Genomic DNA, 14042 nt, shown 5'->3' with positions numbered 1-14042 from the left:
GAGCGCCGGTGCGGAGCCGGCGCTGATCTGCAGTTCGCTTAAGGGGGCATGTATCTGGCTGCCCCGAAGACGTGTCGCCAGAGTCGACCGGTCTCAATTCTCGGAATCCGTGAAGACTTCGTCGCGCTTGCTTCGCAGTGCCGGAAGTACGGCCAGCACAAGCAGGGCAGCGGCAATTGCGAGCAGCACCGCAGACAGCGGACGGCTGACGAATACGGTCCAGTCATTGCGTGAGATCAAGAGCGCCCGGCGCAGGTTCTCTTCCATCAGGGGACCCAGCACGATCCCGAGCAGCAGCGGCGCTGGCTCGAACTCGTGCTTGATCAACCAGTAGCCGACCAGGCCGAAGACGCCCGCCAGAATGACGTCGACTGGCGCATTGTTGACGGAGTAGATTCCGATTGCGCAGAAGATCACGATGGACGGAAACATCAGCCGATACGGGACGCGCAACAGGCGGACCCAGATGCCGACCAGGGGCAGGTTGATGATGATCAGCATCAGGTTTCCGATCCACATCGAGGCGATCATGCCCCAGACCAGATCCGGCTGCTTCTGCATCACTTGCGGGCCCGGCACGATGCCGTGAATGGTCATGGCGCCGACCATCAGCGCCATGACGGCGTTCGGCGGGATCCCGAGCGTCAGCAGCGGGATGAACGATGTCTGCGCCGCGGCGTTGTTGGCGCTTTCGGGCGCGGCCACGCCTTCGATCGCTCCGCGGCCGAACCGTGACGGGTCCTTCGCAATCTTCTTCTCGAGCGTATAGGCGGCGAAAGACGCAATCACGGCACCGCCGCCGGGCAGAATGCCGAGGATCGAGCCGAGCAACGTACCGCGGGCGATCGCCGGTGCGGATGCGGCGAGGTCGGCTTTCGTCGGCATCAGTCCCGTGATTTTCTGCTGCACGAGATCCCGGTCCATTTCCGAGCCGGCATCGAGATTGCGGATGATCTCGGCAAACCCGAACACACCCATCGCAACGGTGGCAAAGCCGAGCCCGTCGGCAAGCTCGGGAATATTGAAGGCCATGCGCGAGGCGCCGGTCTCGATGTCGGACCCGACCATCGACAACAGGAGACCGAACACGATCATTGCGATCGCCTTGAGGATCGAGCCCTTGGCCAGCACCACCGCGAAGATCAGTCCGAGCACCATCAGCGAAAAATACTCCGCGGGGCCGAACGCCAGCGCGAGCTTCGTCAGCGGCGCGCCGAGAATGGCGATGAGGACAGTGGCGATACATCCGGCGATGAAGGAGCCGATCGCGGCGATCGCGAGCGCCGGACCCGCGCGGCCCTGCTTGGCCATCTGGAAGCCGTCGAGGGCAGTGACAACCGACGTCGCCTCACCGGGAATGTTGACCAGGATCGAGGTGGTCGAGCCGCCATACTGGGCGCCGTAGTAGATGCCTGCCAGCATGATCAGCGCGCCGACCGGGGGCAGTCCGAACGTGATCGGCAGAAGCATCGCCACGGTCGCGATGGTGCCGATGCCCGGCAGCACGCCGACCAGCGTTCCGACGAGCGCGCCGATCAGACACATCAGGAGGTTGATGGGTGAGAACGCAACGACAAAGCCGTGCGCGAGGTTGGCGAAGAGATCCATCACGCCCTCACTGAGCCAGCCAACGCGGAACGATCGGCATCGGCAGCCCCAACACATAGGGGAAGAGCAGGGCGCACCCCAGCGTCAGGACGACGCCGACAATGATCGTCTCTCGCCATCGCGTTTCGTGCGTGCCGAGCGCAGCAACCAGGAAACTCGTCAGCCCGGAGATCAGGAGCCCGAGCGGCCGGATCGCCAGCGCGAAGATCAGGATCGAGGTCATGACGAAGAGCGGCCCTCGCCAGGAATAATGTGCGAGCGCCGGTCCGTCGTGTAACAGGCCTGACAGCGCGATACCGGCGGCCAGTGCGACGAGCAGGCCGCCGAACATGCGCGGCGCTGTGCCCGCACCGAACGAGAAGCCGTTCATGCCCTGGAGGTCATTGGAGGCCCAGAGCGCGAACAGCGCGAGCGCCATCAGCACGATGCCACCGATATAGTCCTGCGCCGAGCGGATGGTCATGAACGTCGTGAGGACGGCGACCGCAAGGAGCGGATAGGAATAGATCAGCGCCAGCAGGGTGTCCTGAGAGATCGTGGGTCTTGTGCCGCCCGCGAACGCTCCCGCTAGTGCTGCCGGAGCTCCGACGAGCAGCGCTGCCGCATGACTGGTGACGAGAACCGTGGGACTGCGCGCGCTGCCCCAGCCGACCAATGTTCCGATCGACCAGATGAATTCGAAGATTTGCGGCGCGATCGCCAGCAGGCAGATGCCGAGCGCTACTCGCGTGTTCCGTATCTCTGATGCCGCCGCCTGATCCACGATGTGGGCCATGCATGTCTCCCCCTATGATCCGCCACCCCCTTTTTTGCGCAGTTCTCGGCTGCTACGGATGCGCGGAGGCTTCCCTTGAATAAGTCGGCTTCGACGCCGCTTCTCTCGTTCATTGGTTGATCAGCAATGCTTAGCCGACGCGCGCCCTTGGAAGGACGCGCGCTCGGTGACGACGGCGGCGGGCTTGCGATGATCGCGAGACCAGCCGCTTTGTCCGTCAACGCTGTCCGTCGTGGACGGAGATGTCCGAAACCGCCAGCCCGCCGATCCGGGCGTGCGGACGCCCGCCGGTCGCCATGACCAGGCCGAACGCGATCTCGTCGCGCCGCGGCGCATCCCACATCGTCATCTCGGCCGTGCCGAAGTGACTTCGGACGTAGGCGGCATGGATATGACCAAGCGGCACCATGAGACGGGTGCCGGGGCCTCCGATGGTCTTGGCCGCGGGGACGATCGCCTTGGGTTGACCGAGCACTTCGCGCATGCCCTGTCCGCCGGCCTCGTGCCAGACGGCGCCATGCTCGAGCTCGCCGTCCTCGCCGACGATGATGCCCTTGCCATAAGCTTCGATGTGCGACGCGCCACCAAGCCGTTCGATCAGCCGCGTTGCTAGGTCGCGCCCGAGCTCACGCAGGGACGCCTGAAACGGCATCAAATTGGGCTCGTAGCGACCGGCGAAGGGATTGCGGATGATCGCAACGGCCGTCCCGACCAGAAGCGGCTTCTCCAGGCGAGGCCCGCGCTCATGCCAGATCTCCTCGACACTGAGTGCGGTCTTGCGAACATCGTAGGACATGCGCGCCTCTATGCTTCGTCGACGACCGGATTGCTGAGCACGCCGATGTTTTCGATCTCGACCTCGACCACGTCGCCAGGCTTGAGGAACATCGGCGGCTTGCGGGTGAAGCCGACGCCGGCCGGCGTGCCGGTGGCGATGACGTCGCCGGGCACGAGGTCGAAAATGGTCGAGCAATATTCGATCAGCCGGGGGATCGAGAAGATCAGCATCGAGGTGTCGGACGACTGCACCACCGTGCCGTTCACGCGCGTCTCGAGCTTTAGCTTGGCGGGATCGCCGATCTCGTCCGGGGTCACGAGCCAAGGTCCGAACGGACCGGTGCCGACGAAGTTCTTGCCGGAGGCAATTTGTCCGGCGTGACGCTGCCAGTCGCGCACGCTGACGTCGTTGTAGATCGAGTAGCCTGCCACGTGAGTCCAGGCATCGTCCTGGCTGATGTGGCGGCCGCCCTTGCCGATGACGACGGCGAGCTCGCCCTCCCAGTCGAAATTGTCGGAGACCTTCGGCCGGATCACCGGTGCGTTGTGGCCGACCTGCGACCGCCACACCCGCAGGAAGATCGGCGGAAACTCGGTGATCTCGCGCTTCATGCCGAACGCCACCGCCTCGTTGTGGTGGTCGAGATAGTTCCGCACGGCGCAGACGATCTTTTCGGGGCGCGGGATCACGGGAAGATATTTGAGATCGGCGAGCACCAGCGTCGGCTTGTGTTCGGCGACAATGGCCTCGCGGCGCGCATAGTCGTTGCTGCCGAGGAAGTCGGCGAGCGTCGGATATTGGGGCAGGGCGCGAGCGAGATCGACCACGCCATTTTCGACGACGGCCCCCCAGCTTTCCCGATTTCCATCCAAGAACGACAGCAGCTTCATGGCTCCACCCCAAAAAATCTCGTTTTTCGATCTTAGCTATTATTTTCGAAAATATGGGAGGGCGCAAGTCTGCTGCGAACGAAAATTGCGGACGCGTCCTATTCGGTGTCGAGCAGGTGCCCGGCGTGGTCAGCGACATTATCCGCGGTGGAGCGGATATGCGTCTCGATCAGCTGCACGGCGAGATCGGCATTGCGCGATATGGCGGCTTGCATGATGGCCTGGTGCTCGCCGGCCTTGTCGCGCGGGCGTGGCCGGAAACTGGCCGACAGATGCCGGTAGCGCTCGGCGCGGTCGAACAGCTCGGCGCGAATCGCGAGCAGTGTCGCGGAGCCGCAGGCGGAGACCAGCGCCTGATGGAATTGCCGGTGGGCGATCTTCCATTCGGGGTCGCGCAGCGGATGCTCGGGATCACGCTGTTCGATCCGCTTCAGCCGGTGAAGGGTCGAAATGACGGCAATCTCCCAGTCGTCATCACCCTTCTCGATCGCGCGGCGCATCAATTCGACTTCGATGAGCACCCGCGCGTCGGTGACCTCCACCAGATCCTGCCGGCTGACGGGCGCCACGCGAAATCCGCGCTGCTCCTGGGCGTCGACCAGGCCCTCGGCGGCGAGAGCCGTCAGCGCCTCGCGCAACGTCGTGAAGCTCGCGCCGAAACGCTCACGCAAGACGTCGAACCTCAACGGCTCGCCGGGCGGCAGACCGCAGGTCACGATCTCCTCGCGCAGCCGATGAGTGATGTCGGCGGCGATCGTCTTGCCGAATTCCTTGCGGGGGCGAATGGCGCGGTCAGGCATGGTCCTGCCAATGAATCGATGGCTCAAGATGCCGCGCCAAGGACCATCTTGCAATAATTTTCGTAACCGCTATCATTTTCGAAAATGTGAGTCCGAAGAGGGGGAGGAGCTCATGAGAGCGGTCCTGGTACGTCAACCGGGCGGGCCGGATGCCCTTGAACTGGTCGAGCTGCCGGTGCCCACGCCCGGCGCCGGACAGGTTCAGATCCGGGCGGAAGCGTTCGGCGTGGGGCAGCCTGACGTGCTGATCCGTCGCGGCGTGTACAAATGGATGCCGCCGCTGCCGGCCAATCCCGGCAATGATGTTGCCGGCATCATTTCCGCGGTCGGGGCAGGCGTTGAAGACCTACGCGTGGGCCAGAAAGTACTGCTGAGCGCGCGCGATCTCTCACAGCGCGGCGGCTGCTATGCCGACTACGTCGTCGCTCCTGCCGACGCCATTCATGTGCTGCCCGACAATGTCGATCTGCAAGCAGCGGTGTGCTTGTCGAACTATCAGGTGGCTTACGCCCTCCTGCAGGAGTGCCGCCATCCGCGCGCGCCCGCGAGCGTCCTGGTGATCGGCGCGGCCGGCGGCGTCGGCACCGCGCTGGTGCAACTGGCCAAGCTCGCACAGATGACCGTGATCGGCACGGTCTCCACCAAGGAGAAGGCGGAGTTCGCGCGCAGCAACGGCGCCGACCACGTCATCTTCTACCGCCGCCAAGATGTCGTGGCGCGGACACGCGAGCTGACCGGCGGCGCGGGCGTCGGTCTCGTTCTCGATCACGTCTGCGGACCCGAGTTTACTTCTTATCTCAAGGTGCTTGGAAAATGGGGCACGCTGCTGTCGTACAACGCCTTCGCCGGGCTGCCGGAGGAGAACCTGATGGCGGCGATGCGCAATCATCTCGACATCTGCCCGGCGGTGCGCTGCTTCTCGTTCCATATCTACGACCATGATCGCGAGGGTCGTCGCGCGCTGATGCGCAACGTGATCGAGGCCCTGAGCCGCAATGCGATCAAGCCGGCGATCTCGGCGGTTCTGAAGCTGGATGACGTCAGGCAGGCTCACACCTTGCTGGAGCAGGGCTCCGCGCTCGGCAAGATCATCATGACGCGTTGAGAGAGTGGATGATGACAATGACGACGCAGGGACCCATTGCGCGATTCACACGGCTGAGGCACGCCACGTTTACCTCGCCGGATACCGAGCGATTGCTGGATTACTACCGCGGAGTGATCGGTCTCGGTCTGATCGGCCGCGATGGCGATCGCATTTTTCTTGCCAGCGATTCCGAGCAGCTCTCGCTTGTGATCGAGCCAGGCGAGGCGGCTTTGGCGAGTATTGCGTTCGAGATCGCACCTGGCGTGGAGATGGAGGCGCTGGGTGCGGCCCTGAAGCGCTTGGATCTGCATACAGAACTGCGGAGTGATCCACTGCCGGGGGTGTCCCGTCTGCTCTCGTTCATCGATCCCGAGGGAACACGGTTTGAGTTGATCCAGGGCTGGACCCCGACGCCGGCGCAGGAGCGGATTGGCGCGCTCGCTGTCACCAAGCTGGGCCATGTCGCGCTCAGGACACCCGACCCGCTCGCGACATCGAACTTCTGCGCAAGCGTCATGGGCTTGCGGGTCTCCGATTGGATCGAGGACCGTTTCGTCTTCATGCGCAGCGGCTACGACCATCATACGCTGAACTTCGCCCGTGCGCCCGTGCGCAGCCTCCATCACCTCGCATTCGAATTGCGCGGCCCGTCCCACATGCAACAGGCTTGCGATCATCTCGCTCGCCAGAAGCTCAATATCCTGTGGGGACCGGTCCGCCACGGCCCGGGCCACAACACGGCCGTCTACCACCGCAATCCCGATGGCCATCTGGTCGAGCTGTTTCACGATCTCGATCGGATGATCGACGAAGACCTCGGCTATTTCGATCCGCGTCCTTGGCACCGCGATCGTCCGCAGCGTCCGAAAGTCTGGGTCGGGCTGCCGCGCGACGTCTGGGGGATGCCACCATCACCCGAATGCGCCGAGTTCGCTCGTTAGGCGTCCGGCACTCGTCTCGAAGACCGCCGCCTCGACCGCGGCCAATGAAACAAACAACGTATCAAAAGGGAGGATGCATCCATGCAGTGGATGAGGCGGATGGCTGCGACCGGATTTCTGCTTGGCAGCGTCGTTGCTGCCGGCCCGGCCCAATCGGCGGACAACTACCCGTCACGGCCGATACGCCTGGTTCATGGCTTCGCCGCTGGCGGCGCGGCTGATACGCTGTCGCGCATCGTTGCCGACGGGCTGTCCAAGAAGCTCGGGCAACCCGTCGTCGTCGAGGCCAAGCCGGGAGCGGGCGGCAACATCGCGGCGGACGCGATCGCCAGGGCCGAGCCCGACGGCTATACGCTCGGCCTCGTCACGGGCGCCCACGCCATATCGGCAGCGACTTACAAAACTCTGACCTACCAGCCCGCCGACAGCTTCGACATGATCTCGACGCTGGTCTACTACGCGCTGGTCATTGCGGTGCGTGACGATCACCCCGCCAAGTCACTCGGCGAATTGATCGCGATGGCGAAGCAGAAGCCCGGCGCGCTCAGCTTCGGCTCGGTCGGTTTCGGCAGCACGCACCATCTCGCGGGAGAGCTGCTCAATGCGATGGCCGGCACGGAAATCGTGCACGTGCCCTATCGCGGGGATTCCCAATCCATTACTGCGTTGCTTGGCGGCGAGGTTCCGGTCATCATCGGCACGCCGGTCCTGCTCGCGGCACAGATTCAGAGCGGAGCCGTTCGCGGGCTGGCCGTGACGTCCCCGACGCGGACGGCGCTCTTGCCGAATGTCCCGACGGTCGAGGAGGCCGGAGTCAAGGGATACGACGTGCGCACATGGGCAGGCCTTCTCGCTCCCAAGGGCACCCCGCCTGCGATTGTCGCCGCACTCAACGCCGCGGCGCTCGAGATCCTGAAGAACCCCGACATCAAGCAGCGCCTGGAAACAGCGGTGGGAGGCGAAGTTCGTGGCAGCTCTCCAGAAGAGATGAAGAAGCTGATCCAGTCCGAAGTCGCGAAGTGGTCGGGCGTGGTGGAGCGGGCGAAGATCCCGAAGATCTGATCATCGAGCGCGCGGCAGACGCCGGTCGCACCGCGGCTGTCTTCGTCGCAGGCAGGCCGATCATGAAGGCCGCGGCCTTCGCGCATGGAGATGACCTTCCGAAAGCTCAACCCTTGTTGGGGCATCAGTTCCAGCTACTGGAATCCGAGTGATGCTGTCCAGTTGATGCTCGGACTAGGTATGCTCTCGAACGAAGAACCTCGCCGGACATGGTCCGGCGAAGGGAGGGAGCCGATCTCATGCCAGCAGTCTCACCTGTCCGTGTTGCCGTGCTCGACGATTTTCAGGACGTCGCGCGCTCGCTCGCGGATTGGAGCTCGCTCGAGCCCCGCGCCACGACGACGTTCTTCAACGACAATGTGACGGGGGACGCGCTCCTGGCGCGATTGCTGCCGTTCGATGTGATCATGCTGATCCGCGAGCGGACCAAGTTGCCGGCGTCACTGATCGCCCGTCTGCCCAATCTCAAGCTGGTGGTGACCGCGGGGATGCGCAATCTGGGCATCGACTTGGCCGCGTGCACGGCGCGTGGCATCCCGGTCTGCGGCACCGAGACCGGCAGCAGCTCGACCGCCGAGCTAGCCTTCGGAATGCTCCTGGCGTTGTCGCGGAATATCGTGGTGGAGGACCGCGCGCTTCGCGAGGGACGCTGGCAGACACGCATGGGCTATGCCGTGAAGGGCTTGACGCTCGGCATTCTCGGGCTCGGCCGGCTCGGCGCGCAGATGGCCGGATACGGCCGGGCGTTCGGCATGGATGTGATCGCGTGGAGCCAGAACTTGACTCCGCAGGATGCGGCAGCCGGAGGCGCCGCGTTCGTCGATAAGGACGAGCTGTTCCGGCGCGCGGACTTCATCAGCCTGCATGTCGTCTTGAGCGAGCGGACCCGTAACATCGTCGGCGCCGCGGAATTGGCGCTGATGAAGCCGTCGGCCTGTCTGATCAATACGTCGCGCGCCGGCCTTGTCGACGAGGCCGCCCTGATCGCCGCGCTCAAGGACGGCAGGATCGCGGGCGCAGCGCTCGATGTGTTCGATGTCGAGCCGTTGCCGCAGGACGCGCCGATCCTGTCCGCGCCCAACACCTTGCTGACGCCGCATCTCGGCTATGCCTCGCGCGACAGCTACAAGACCTATTTCAGCCAGGCCGTGGAGGACATCGCCGCCTGGCTCGACGGCACGCCGATCCGGGTCCTGGGCGCCTGATCCCGGGACCCGTGCGATCCTCAAGCCTGATATGTGCTGGCGGTCGGCGCCGATGGTGCCGTGCCGCGTGGCTGGTCGCTTGAAACCTTGGCCGCCCGGCGCCGCGCCACAAGCCCGGACACGATCTGCCAGGCGAAGATCAGCGCGACGATTCCGAGAATGCCGCCGCTGATCGGATGCTCGACGAACGTCGTGAAGCTGCCGTGGCTAAGCAGCATCGCGCGCCGGAAATTCTCCTCCAGGATCGGTCCCAGGATGAAGCCTAGCATCAAGGGTGCGGGATCGAGGCTGAGCCGGAAGAAGATATAGCCGAGGACGCCGAAGACTGCGGTGGTGTAGATGTCGTCCAGACTGTTGTTGACGCTGTAGGTGCCGACGCAGCAGAAGAACAGGATCGATGGGAAGAGGGCGCTGTAAGGGATCTTGAACACCGTCAGCCAATAGCGGACCAGCGGAACGTTCAGGACGACCAGGAACAGATTGCCGATCCACATGCTGGCAACCAGTCCCCAGAACAGATCGGGATGATCGGCGATCATGGTGGGCCCCGGCTTGATGCCGTTGATGATGAAGGCCGCCATCATCAGCGCCATCACGGCATTCTCCGGAATGCCGATGCTCATCAGCGGAATGAAGCTCGTTCTCGCGGCCGCTTCGTCGGCTGCCGCCTGTCCGGCCACGCCCTCGATCGCGCCCTGGCCGATCTCGTCGCGGTATTTGCTGAACTTCTTGTCGACGGCATAGGCGGCGAATTGAGCAATCACGGGACCGCCGCCGGGCAGCAGCCCGAGGAGCGAGCCGGCGGCGCTGCCGCGGAGCGCGCTCGGGATGATGCGCTTGAACTCGACCCAGCTCGGTATCAGCTTGATCTCACCACGAAACGGCGAGGTCTGCCGATCCTTGTCCAAATTCTTGGTGATCTCGGCGATGCCGAAGCAGCCGAGCGACAGGCTGACGAGCGCGATGCCGTCGTACAGCGACGGAAGGCCCATCGTGAACCGGAGTGTGCCGGTATTGACGTCGGTGCCGACGAGGCCGAGCAGGACGCCGACGAGGCACATCGACAGGCCGTCGAGAACGCTTCCCGTGGTCACGAGGCTGACGCAGAGGAAGCCGAGCAGCACCAGCGCGCAGTATTCGGTCGGGCCGAACATCAGCGCCACCTGGCTCAAGGGCGGCGCGAGCGATGCCAGCACGATCGTCGCGATCGTGCCACCGATAAAGCTGGAAATGCCCGCCGTGAACAGCGCCAGGCCGGTCTTGCCCTTGAGCGTCATCTCATAGCCGTCGATGCAGGCGATGATGCTGGATGCGTGCGGCATCCTCATCGTGATGGCGCTGACATTGTCGCCATACTGGGCGCCGTAATAGATGCCGGCCAGCATGATCAGTGCGCCGTCGGTCGGCAATGAATAGGTCAGAGGCAGCAGCAGGCTGATCGTCGCCAAGGGCCCGAGCCCCGGCAGCAGGCCCACCAGCGTGCCGATGGTGCAGCCGGCGGCGCAGAATAGCAGATTGTTGAGCGTCAGCGCGTGGCTGAAGCCGAAGGAGAGATTGGACAGGATATCCATCGGTATCGCCTCAATAGAGCGGGAGCTGCAGTCCAAGGCCGAGCTTCATCGCAAGCGCGACGGAGGCGAGGACGGCACTCAGCATCAGCGCGCGCGACAGCTTGAAGTCGGAGGCGGCGTAGGAGGTGATGAGCACCATCACGACGAGGCCGACCAGCATGTTCACATTTTCGGAAAGCAGCACGAAGCTCAGCAGGCCGGCGGCCACGAGGGCGATGTTCCTCGCCTTGAATTCAAGTCTGCCGCCGCTGACGAGACGTGTGCGCACGACGATCGCAAGGCCCACGAGGAAGAGCAGGGCGGACACGACCAGCGGAAACATGCCGGGTCCCGCGCGGCCCAGCGTACCCAGGGAATAGCCACGTGCCTGCAGGCCGAAGACCAGGGCGATGGCGATCAGGCTCAGCCCTTTCGCCAGATCTCGATTGATCGTCATGTTTCCTCCGCTGGGCGTGCACTTGAGATCGGCACTTTGTCCCTGAGGAGGAACGCATGGTCGTCTGGCCCGCTTCGATGGGCTCGGCGCCGGGCCGGAACAGACGTAGTGAGCTTCCTCCACTCGCATCGAGAATAGCTGTCGTGCTAGGGTCGAGATGCACCCGAATTCCACCTGATGGAACATGAGACGATGGCGGCAGACCACAGCTATGACGGCATGAACCGCTCGCTGGAGCGAGGCATCGCGATCTTGCGGGCGTTCAAGCCTGGGGTCGCTGATCTCGGCAATGCCGAAATCGCGGAACGCACCGGGCTCGCCAAGGCGACGGTCAGCCGGCTGACGCAGACGCTGGTGAGCGGGGGGCTGCTGCAGAGGGATCCGCGACGCCGGGTCTACAGGTTGGCGCCGGCGGTCCTCAGCCTGGCGCACGCGATGCGTCTCAGTTCGCCGATGCTGTCCGTCGTCGCCCCCTTGATGCGGGCCGAAGCCTCGCGGCGTCGCGTCAATGTCGGGCTGGCTGCGGCGGACCAGGACATGATGGTCTACCTCGAGTCATTCCGCTATCACCCGCGATTGACCCATCGGACCGTGGTGTCGGGCCAGCGCATCCCAGTCGAACTGACGTCGCTCGGGCGCGCCTATCTATGGGCGCTCGAGCCCTCCGCGCGAGAGCGCGAATATGCGGCCATCGCAAAGCGGCGCCCGAAAACCTACAAGCGGCTGATTCGCGAGGTCGAGCGATCCTTCGCTGAGCTGGACAGGCTCGGCTATTGCGCGGTCGGATGGCAGCCAGGAGTCGTGGCCGTTGCGACGACACTGCCTTTCGGCGCTGGCGAGCCGCATCTCATGAACATGAGCATTGGGAGCGTCGAGCCGCTCGAAGAGGCCGCGCACCGGCTGGCGCCCTGGCTGCTCGATCTGAAGCGCCGCTGTCTCAATCGGCTCGAGCATGCAGCGGTCTCCGAGTTGAGTTGAGCGCGCGGCCGATGCAGCGTAGTTCCAGCAGGTGGAATTGGGGGGCGTCCCGGACGCGCCGTCGCATCGTAGTCTCCTCCGCAACAAGTCCGGCGGCCTACGCCGGATACGATGGAGGAAACCTGCAATGGCGGATCATCGCGTAGGACGAAGAGTCTTGATGCTGGCGAGCCTGGGACTGGCCATCGCCGGCGCAATCCCGGGAACTGTTCGCGCCGAGTATCCCGATCGGCCGATCAAGTTCGTCGTTCCCTTCTCGCCAGGCGGCGGGACGGATCTGATCGCGCGAACCCTTGCGAAGCCGATGGCCGCGAAGCTCGGGCAATCGCTCGTCGTGGAGAACAAGGCCGGCGCGGGCACCATCATCGGCTCGGATGCCGTCGCCCGGAGCCAGCCGGATGGATACACGCTCCTGATTGCGACGCTCGCCCATTCGGTCAATCCGAGTCTTCACGCCAAGCTGCCCTATGATACGGACAAGGCGTTCGCCCCGGTCACGCTCATCGGCACCTATCAGAACATCCTGGTCGTCAAGCCGGAGAGTCCGTTCAAGACCGTCGAAGACGTCATCAAGGCAGCCAAGGCAAATCCCGGGAAGTACACCTACGCCTCGCAGGGCATCGGGACCTCGGCGCATCTGGCGGGCGAGCTTCTGAACAATCTTGCTCATATCGAGCTGACCCACATCCCCTACAAGGGCGCGGGCCCCGCATTGACGGACGTCCTCGGCGGCCAGGTCGACATGATGTTTGCGAGCAGCGCCGCCGTGTCCGGGTTCATCGCGAGCAAGAGCCTGCGGCCGATCGCCGTCACGGGCGCCAAGGGGCAGACCCAGGTGCCGGGCGTTCCCAGTGTCGAGGAGACCGTGCCCGGCTATGTGTTCGACAGCTGGTACGGGCTGTATGTGCCCGCGAAGACGCCGAAGCCCGTGATCGACAAGCTGCTCGAGGCCGTCAAGTTCGCCGCGCAGGATCCGGAGTTTATCAAGCGGGCGCAGGACGAAGGCCTGCTGCTGCGGGTCGGCACGCCTGAAGAGCTCGACGCCTACGTCAAGGCGGATACTGAACGCTGGCGCAAGGTCGTGACTGAAAACAAGATCAAACCGGAATAGGCACCATGGGCACGGATATCGTTCTGAAGACCGTCAGCGACGGCATTGCAACCGTGACGCTGAACCGCCCCGAGAAGCGCAATGCCATGAGCGACGAGATGCGATCGTTGCTGATCGAGGTGCTCGAGGACATCGCCGCGGACAAATCGGTTCGCGCGCTCGTGCTCACGGGGGCAGGCAAGGGGTTCTGTGCCGGCGGCGACGTTGCCGGCATGAAGCGACGCATGGAGGCGCCGGCCGGCGAGGTCGGGTTCAACGGCTGGGCGCGTCAGCAACGGGTGCATCGGACGCAGATGCTGCTCCACACCATGCCCAAGCCAACCATCGCCGCCGTCAACGGCGCGGCCGCGGGCCTTGGCGCTGATACGGCGATGGCTTGCGACTTCATCATCGCGAGTCCCCATGCGAAATTCGTGTGGTCCTACATCCTGCGCGGTCTCATTCCGGACGGCGGCGGCATGTATTTCCTGCCGCGGCGCGTCGGGCTCGCGAAAGCGAAGGAACTGATCTTCACCGGTCGGCAGGTCGGTGCTGACGAGGCCGTCAAGATCGGCATCGTCGATCGCACGAGTTCGGCCGAGACGCTACTCGGGGATGCGCAAGCCTGGGCGCGCGAACTCTCCGCCGGTTCGAGCACCGCGCTCGCGCTCGGCAAGGCCATACTCAACCGGTCGTTCGAGACCGACGCCAACAACATCTTTGCGAGCGGAAGCCAGGCGCAGGGCATCTGCTACACCAGCACCGAGCATCGCGATGCGGTCCTCGCCTTCCTCGCCAAGTCGAGCAACTGACGAGCACTG

The 14042-nt window shown here is 64.3% G+C and carries 14 protein-coding genes; 7 read left to right on the top strand and 7 right to left on the bottom strand.

Going from position 1 to position 14042, the window contains the following annotated elements; genetic code table 11:
• Positions 1-93: 93 nt before the first annotated feature.
• The 5 genes from NLR35_RS19010 to NLR35_RS18990 form a co-directional block, all read right to left on the bottom strand.
• On the bottom strand, positions 94-1608 hold the full coding sequence (locus tag NLR35_RS19010) for a tripartite tricarboxylate transporter permease (protein ID WP_257168053.1): 1515 nt from the start codon (positions 1606-1608) through the stop codon (positions 94-96).
• Between the two features lie 7 nt (positions 1609-1615).
• The gene (locus tag NLR35_RS19005) at positions 1616-2383 is read right to left on the bottom strand and encodes a tripartite tricarboxylate transporter TctB family protein (RefSeq protein ID WP_257168052.1); all 768 of its coding nucleotides are present in this window, start codon (positions 2381-2383) and stop codon (positions 1616-1618) included.
• A gap of 217 nt (positions 2384-2600) precedes the next feature.
• Positions 2601-3179, bottom strand: a complete 579-nt coding sequence (locus NLR35_RS19000; RefSeq protein WP_257168051.1) for an amino acid synthesis family protein — start codon at positions 3177-3179, stop codon at positions 2601-2603.
• An 8-nt stretch (positions 3180-3187) separates the two neighbouring features.
• A complete protein-coding gene (locus NLR35_RS18995; RefSeq protein WP_257168050.1) occupies positions 3188-4051 on the bottom strand; it encodes a fumarylacetoacetate hydrolase family protein in 864 nt (287 codons plus the stop codon).
• A 98-nt stretch (positions 4052-4149) separates the two neighbouring features.
• The gene (locus tag NLR35_RS18990; RefSeq protein WP_257168049.1) at positions 4150-4851 is read right to left on the bottom strand and encodes a GntR family transcriptional regulator; all 702 of its coding nucleotides are present in this window, start codon (positions 4849-4851) and stop codon (positions 4150-4152) included.
• Between NLR35_RS18990 and NLR35_RS18985 the strand changes: the two genes are divergently transcribed.
• The 4 genes from NLR35_RS18985 to NLR35_RS18970 all read left to right on the top strand — a co-directional run bounded on the left by NLR35_RS18985 (position 4793) and on the right by NLR35_RS18970 (position 9146).
• Positions 4793-5956 (top strand): zinc-dependent alcohol dehydrogenase family protein, encoded by a 1164-nt coding sequence (locus NLR35_RS18985; RefSeq protein WP_257168048.1) that lies wholly within the window; start codon positions 4793-4795, stop codon positions 5954-5956. The two genes, NLR35_RS18990 and NLR35_RS18985, sit on opposite strands and share 59 nt — an antisense overlap.
• Before the next feature lie 17 nt (positions 5957-5973).
• Entirely contained in the window at positions 5974-6879 is a 906-nt protein-coding gene (locus NLR35_RS18980; protein WP_257168047.1) for a VOC family protein, read from the top strand.
• 81 nt (positions 6880-6960) lie between these two features.
• Entirely contained in the window at positions 6961-7941 is a 981-nt protein-coding gene (locus tag NLR35_RS18975) for a tripartite tricarboxylate transporter substrate binding protein (RefSeq protein ID WP_306577634.1), read from the top strand.
• A 239-nt stretch (positions 7942-8180) separates the two neighbouring features.
• Positions 8181-9146: a D-2-hydroxyacid dehydrogenase family protein gene (locus NLR35_RS18970; protein WP_257168045.1), complete on the top strand. Its 966-nt coding sequence runs from the start codon at positions 8181-8183 to the stop codon at positions 9144-9146.
• A 20-nt stretch (positions 9147-9166) separates the two neighbouring features.
• Here the strand turns inward: NLR35_RS18970 and NLR35_RS18965 are convergent, their stop codons facing one another.
• Positions 9167-10717 carry a tripartite tricarboxylate transporter permease gene (locus NLR35_RS18965; protein WP_257168044.1) on the bottom strand — a complete coding sequence of 517 codons (1551 nt, stop codon included), beginning with the start codon at positions 10715-10717 and terminating at the stop codon, positions 9167-9169.
• A 10-nt stretch (positions 10718-10727) separates the two neighbouring features.
• Positions 10728-11153, bottom strand: coding sequence for a tripartite tricarboxylate transporter TctB family protein (locus NLR35_RS18960; protein ID WP_257168043.1), 426 nt, complete (start codon positions 11151-11153; stop codon positions 10728-10730).
• Between the two features lie 177 nt (positions 11154-11330).
• On the opposite strand from NLR35_RS18960, the gene NLR35_RS18955 reads away from it, so the two are divergent.
• From NLR35_RS18955 to NLR35_RS18945, 3 genes are all read left to right on the top strand, one after another.
• The gene (locus NLR35_RS18955) at positions 11331-12131 is read left to right on the top strand and encodes an IclR family transcriptional regulator (RefSeq protein ID WP_257168042.1); all 801 of its coding nucleotides are present in this window, start codon (positions 11331-11333) and stop codon (positions 12129-12131) included.
• Between the two features lie 160 nt (positions 12132-12291).
• On the top strand, positions 12292-13242 hold the full coding sequence (locus tag NLR35_RS18950) for a tripartite tricarboxylate transporter substrate binding protein (RefSeq protein WP_257168041.1): 951 nt from the start codon (positions 12292-12294) through the stop codon (positions 13240-13242).
• A gap of 5 nt (positions 13243-13247) precedes the next feature.
• Entirely contained in the window at positions 13248-14033 is a 786-nt protein-coding gene (locus NLR35_RS18945; protein ID WP_257168040.1) for an enoyl-CoA hydratase/isomerase family protein, read from the top strand.
• The last annotated feature ends 9 nt before the right edge of the window (positions 14034-14042 follow it).

This window comes from Bradyrhizobium sp. SRS-191 (genome assembly GCF_024586915.1).
Lineage (GTDB): Bacteria > Pseudomonadota > Alphaproteobacteria > Rhizobiales > Xanthobacteraceae > Bradyrhizobium.
This window is presented reverse-complemented; position numbering and strand designations above follow the sequence as displayed.

Coding starts and splice junctions, on each gene's coding strand:
- NLR35_RS18995 (WP_257168050.1), bottom strand. CDS start 4,051: ATGAAGCTGCTGTCGTTCTTGGATGGAAATCGGGAAAGCTGGGGGGCC.
- NLR35_RS18970 (WP_257168045.1), top strand. CDS start 8,181: ATGCCAGCAGTCTCACCTGTCCGTGTTGCCGTGCTCGACGATTTTCAG.
- NLR35_RS18980 (WP_257168047.1), top strand. CDS start 5,974: ATGACGACGCAGGGACCCATTGCGCGATTCACACGGCTGAGGCACGCC.
- NLR35_RS19010 (WP_257168053.1), bottom strand. CDS start 1,608: ATGGATCTCTTCGCCAACCTCGCGCACGGCTTTGTCGTTGCGTTCTCA.
- NLR35_RS18990 (WP_257168049.1), bottom strand. CDS start 4,851: ATGCCTGACCGCGCCATTCGCCCCCGCAAGGAATTCGGCAAGACGATC.
- NLR35_RS18955 (WP_257168042.1), top strand. CDS start 11,331: ATGGAACATGAGACGATGGCGGCAGACCACAGCTATGACGGCATGAAC.
- NLR35_RS18965 (WP_257168044.1), bottom strand. CDS start 10,717: ATGGATATCCTGTCCAATCTCTCCTTCGGCTTCAGCCACGCGCTGACG.
- NLR35_RS18985 (WP_257168048.1), top strand. CDS start 4,793: ATGTCGGCGGCGATCGTCTTGCCGAATTCCTTGCGGGGGCGAATGGCG.
- NLR35_RS18960 (WP_257168043.1), bottom strand. CDS start 11,153: ATGACGATCAATCGAGATCTGGCGAAAGGGCTGAGCCTGATCGCCATC.
- NLR35_RS18975 (WP_306577634.1), top strand. CDS start 6,961: ATGCAGTGGATGAGGCGGATGGCTGCGACCGGATTTCTGCTTGGCAGC.
- NLR35_RS19000 (WP_257168051.1), bottom strand. CDS start 3,179: ATGTCCTACGATGTTCGCAAGACCGCACTCAGTGTCGAGGAGATCTGG.
- NLR35_RS19005 (WP_257168052.1), bottom strand. CDS start 2,383: ATGGCCCACATCGTGGATCAGGCGGCGGCATCAGAGATACGGAACACG.
- NLR35_RS18950 (WP_257168041.1), top strand. CDS start 12,292: ATGCTGGCGAGCCTGGGACTGGCCATCGCCGGCGCAATCCCGGGAACT.
- NLR35_RS18945 (WP_257168040.1), top strand. CDS start 13,248: ATGGGCACGGATATCGTTCTGAAGACCGTCAGCGACGGCATTGCAACC.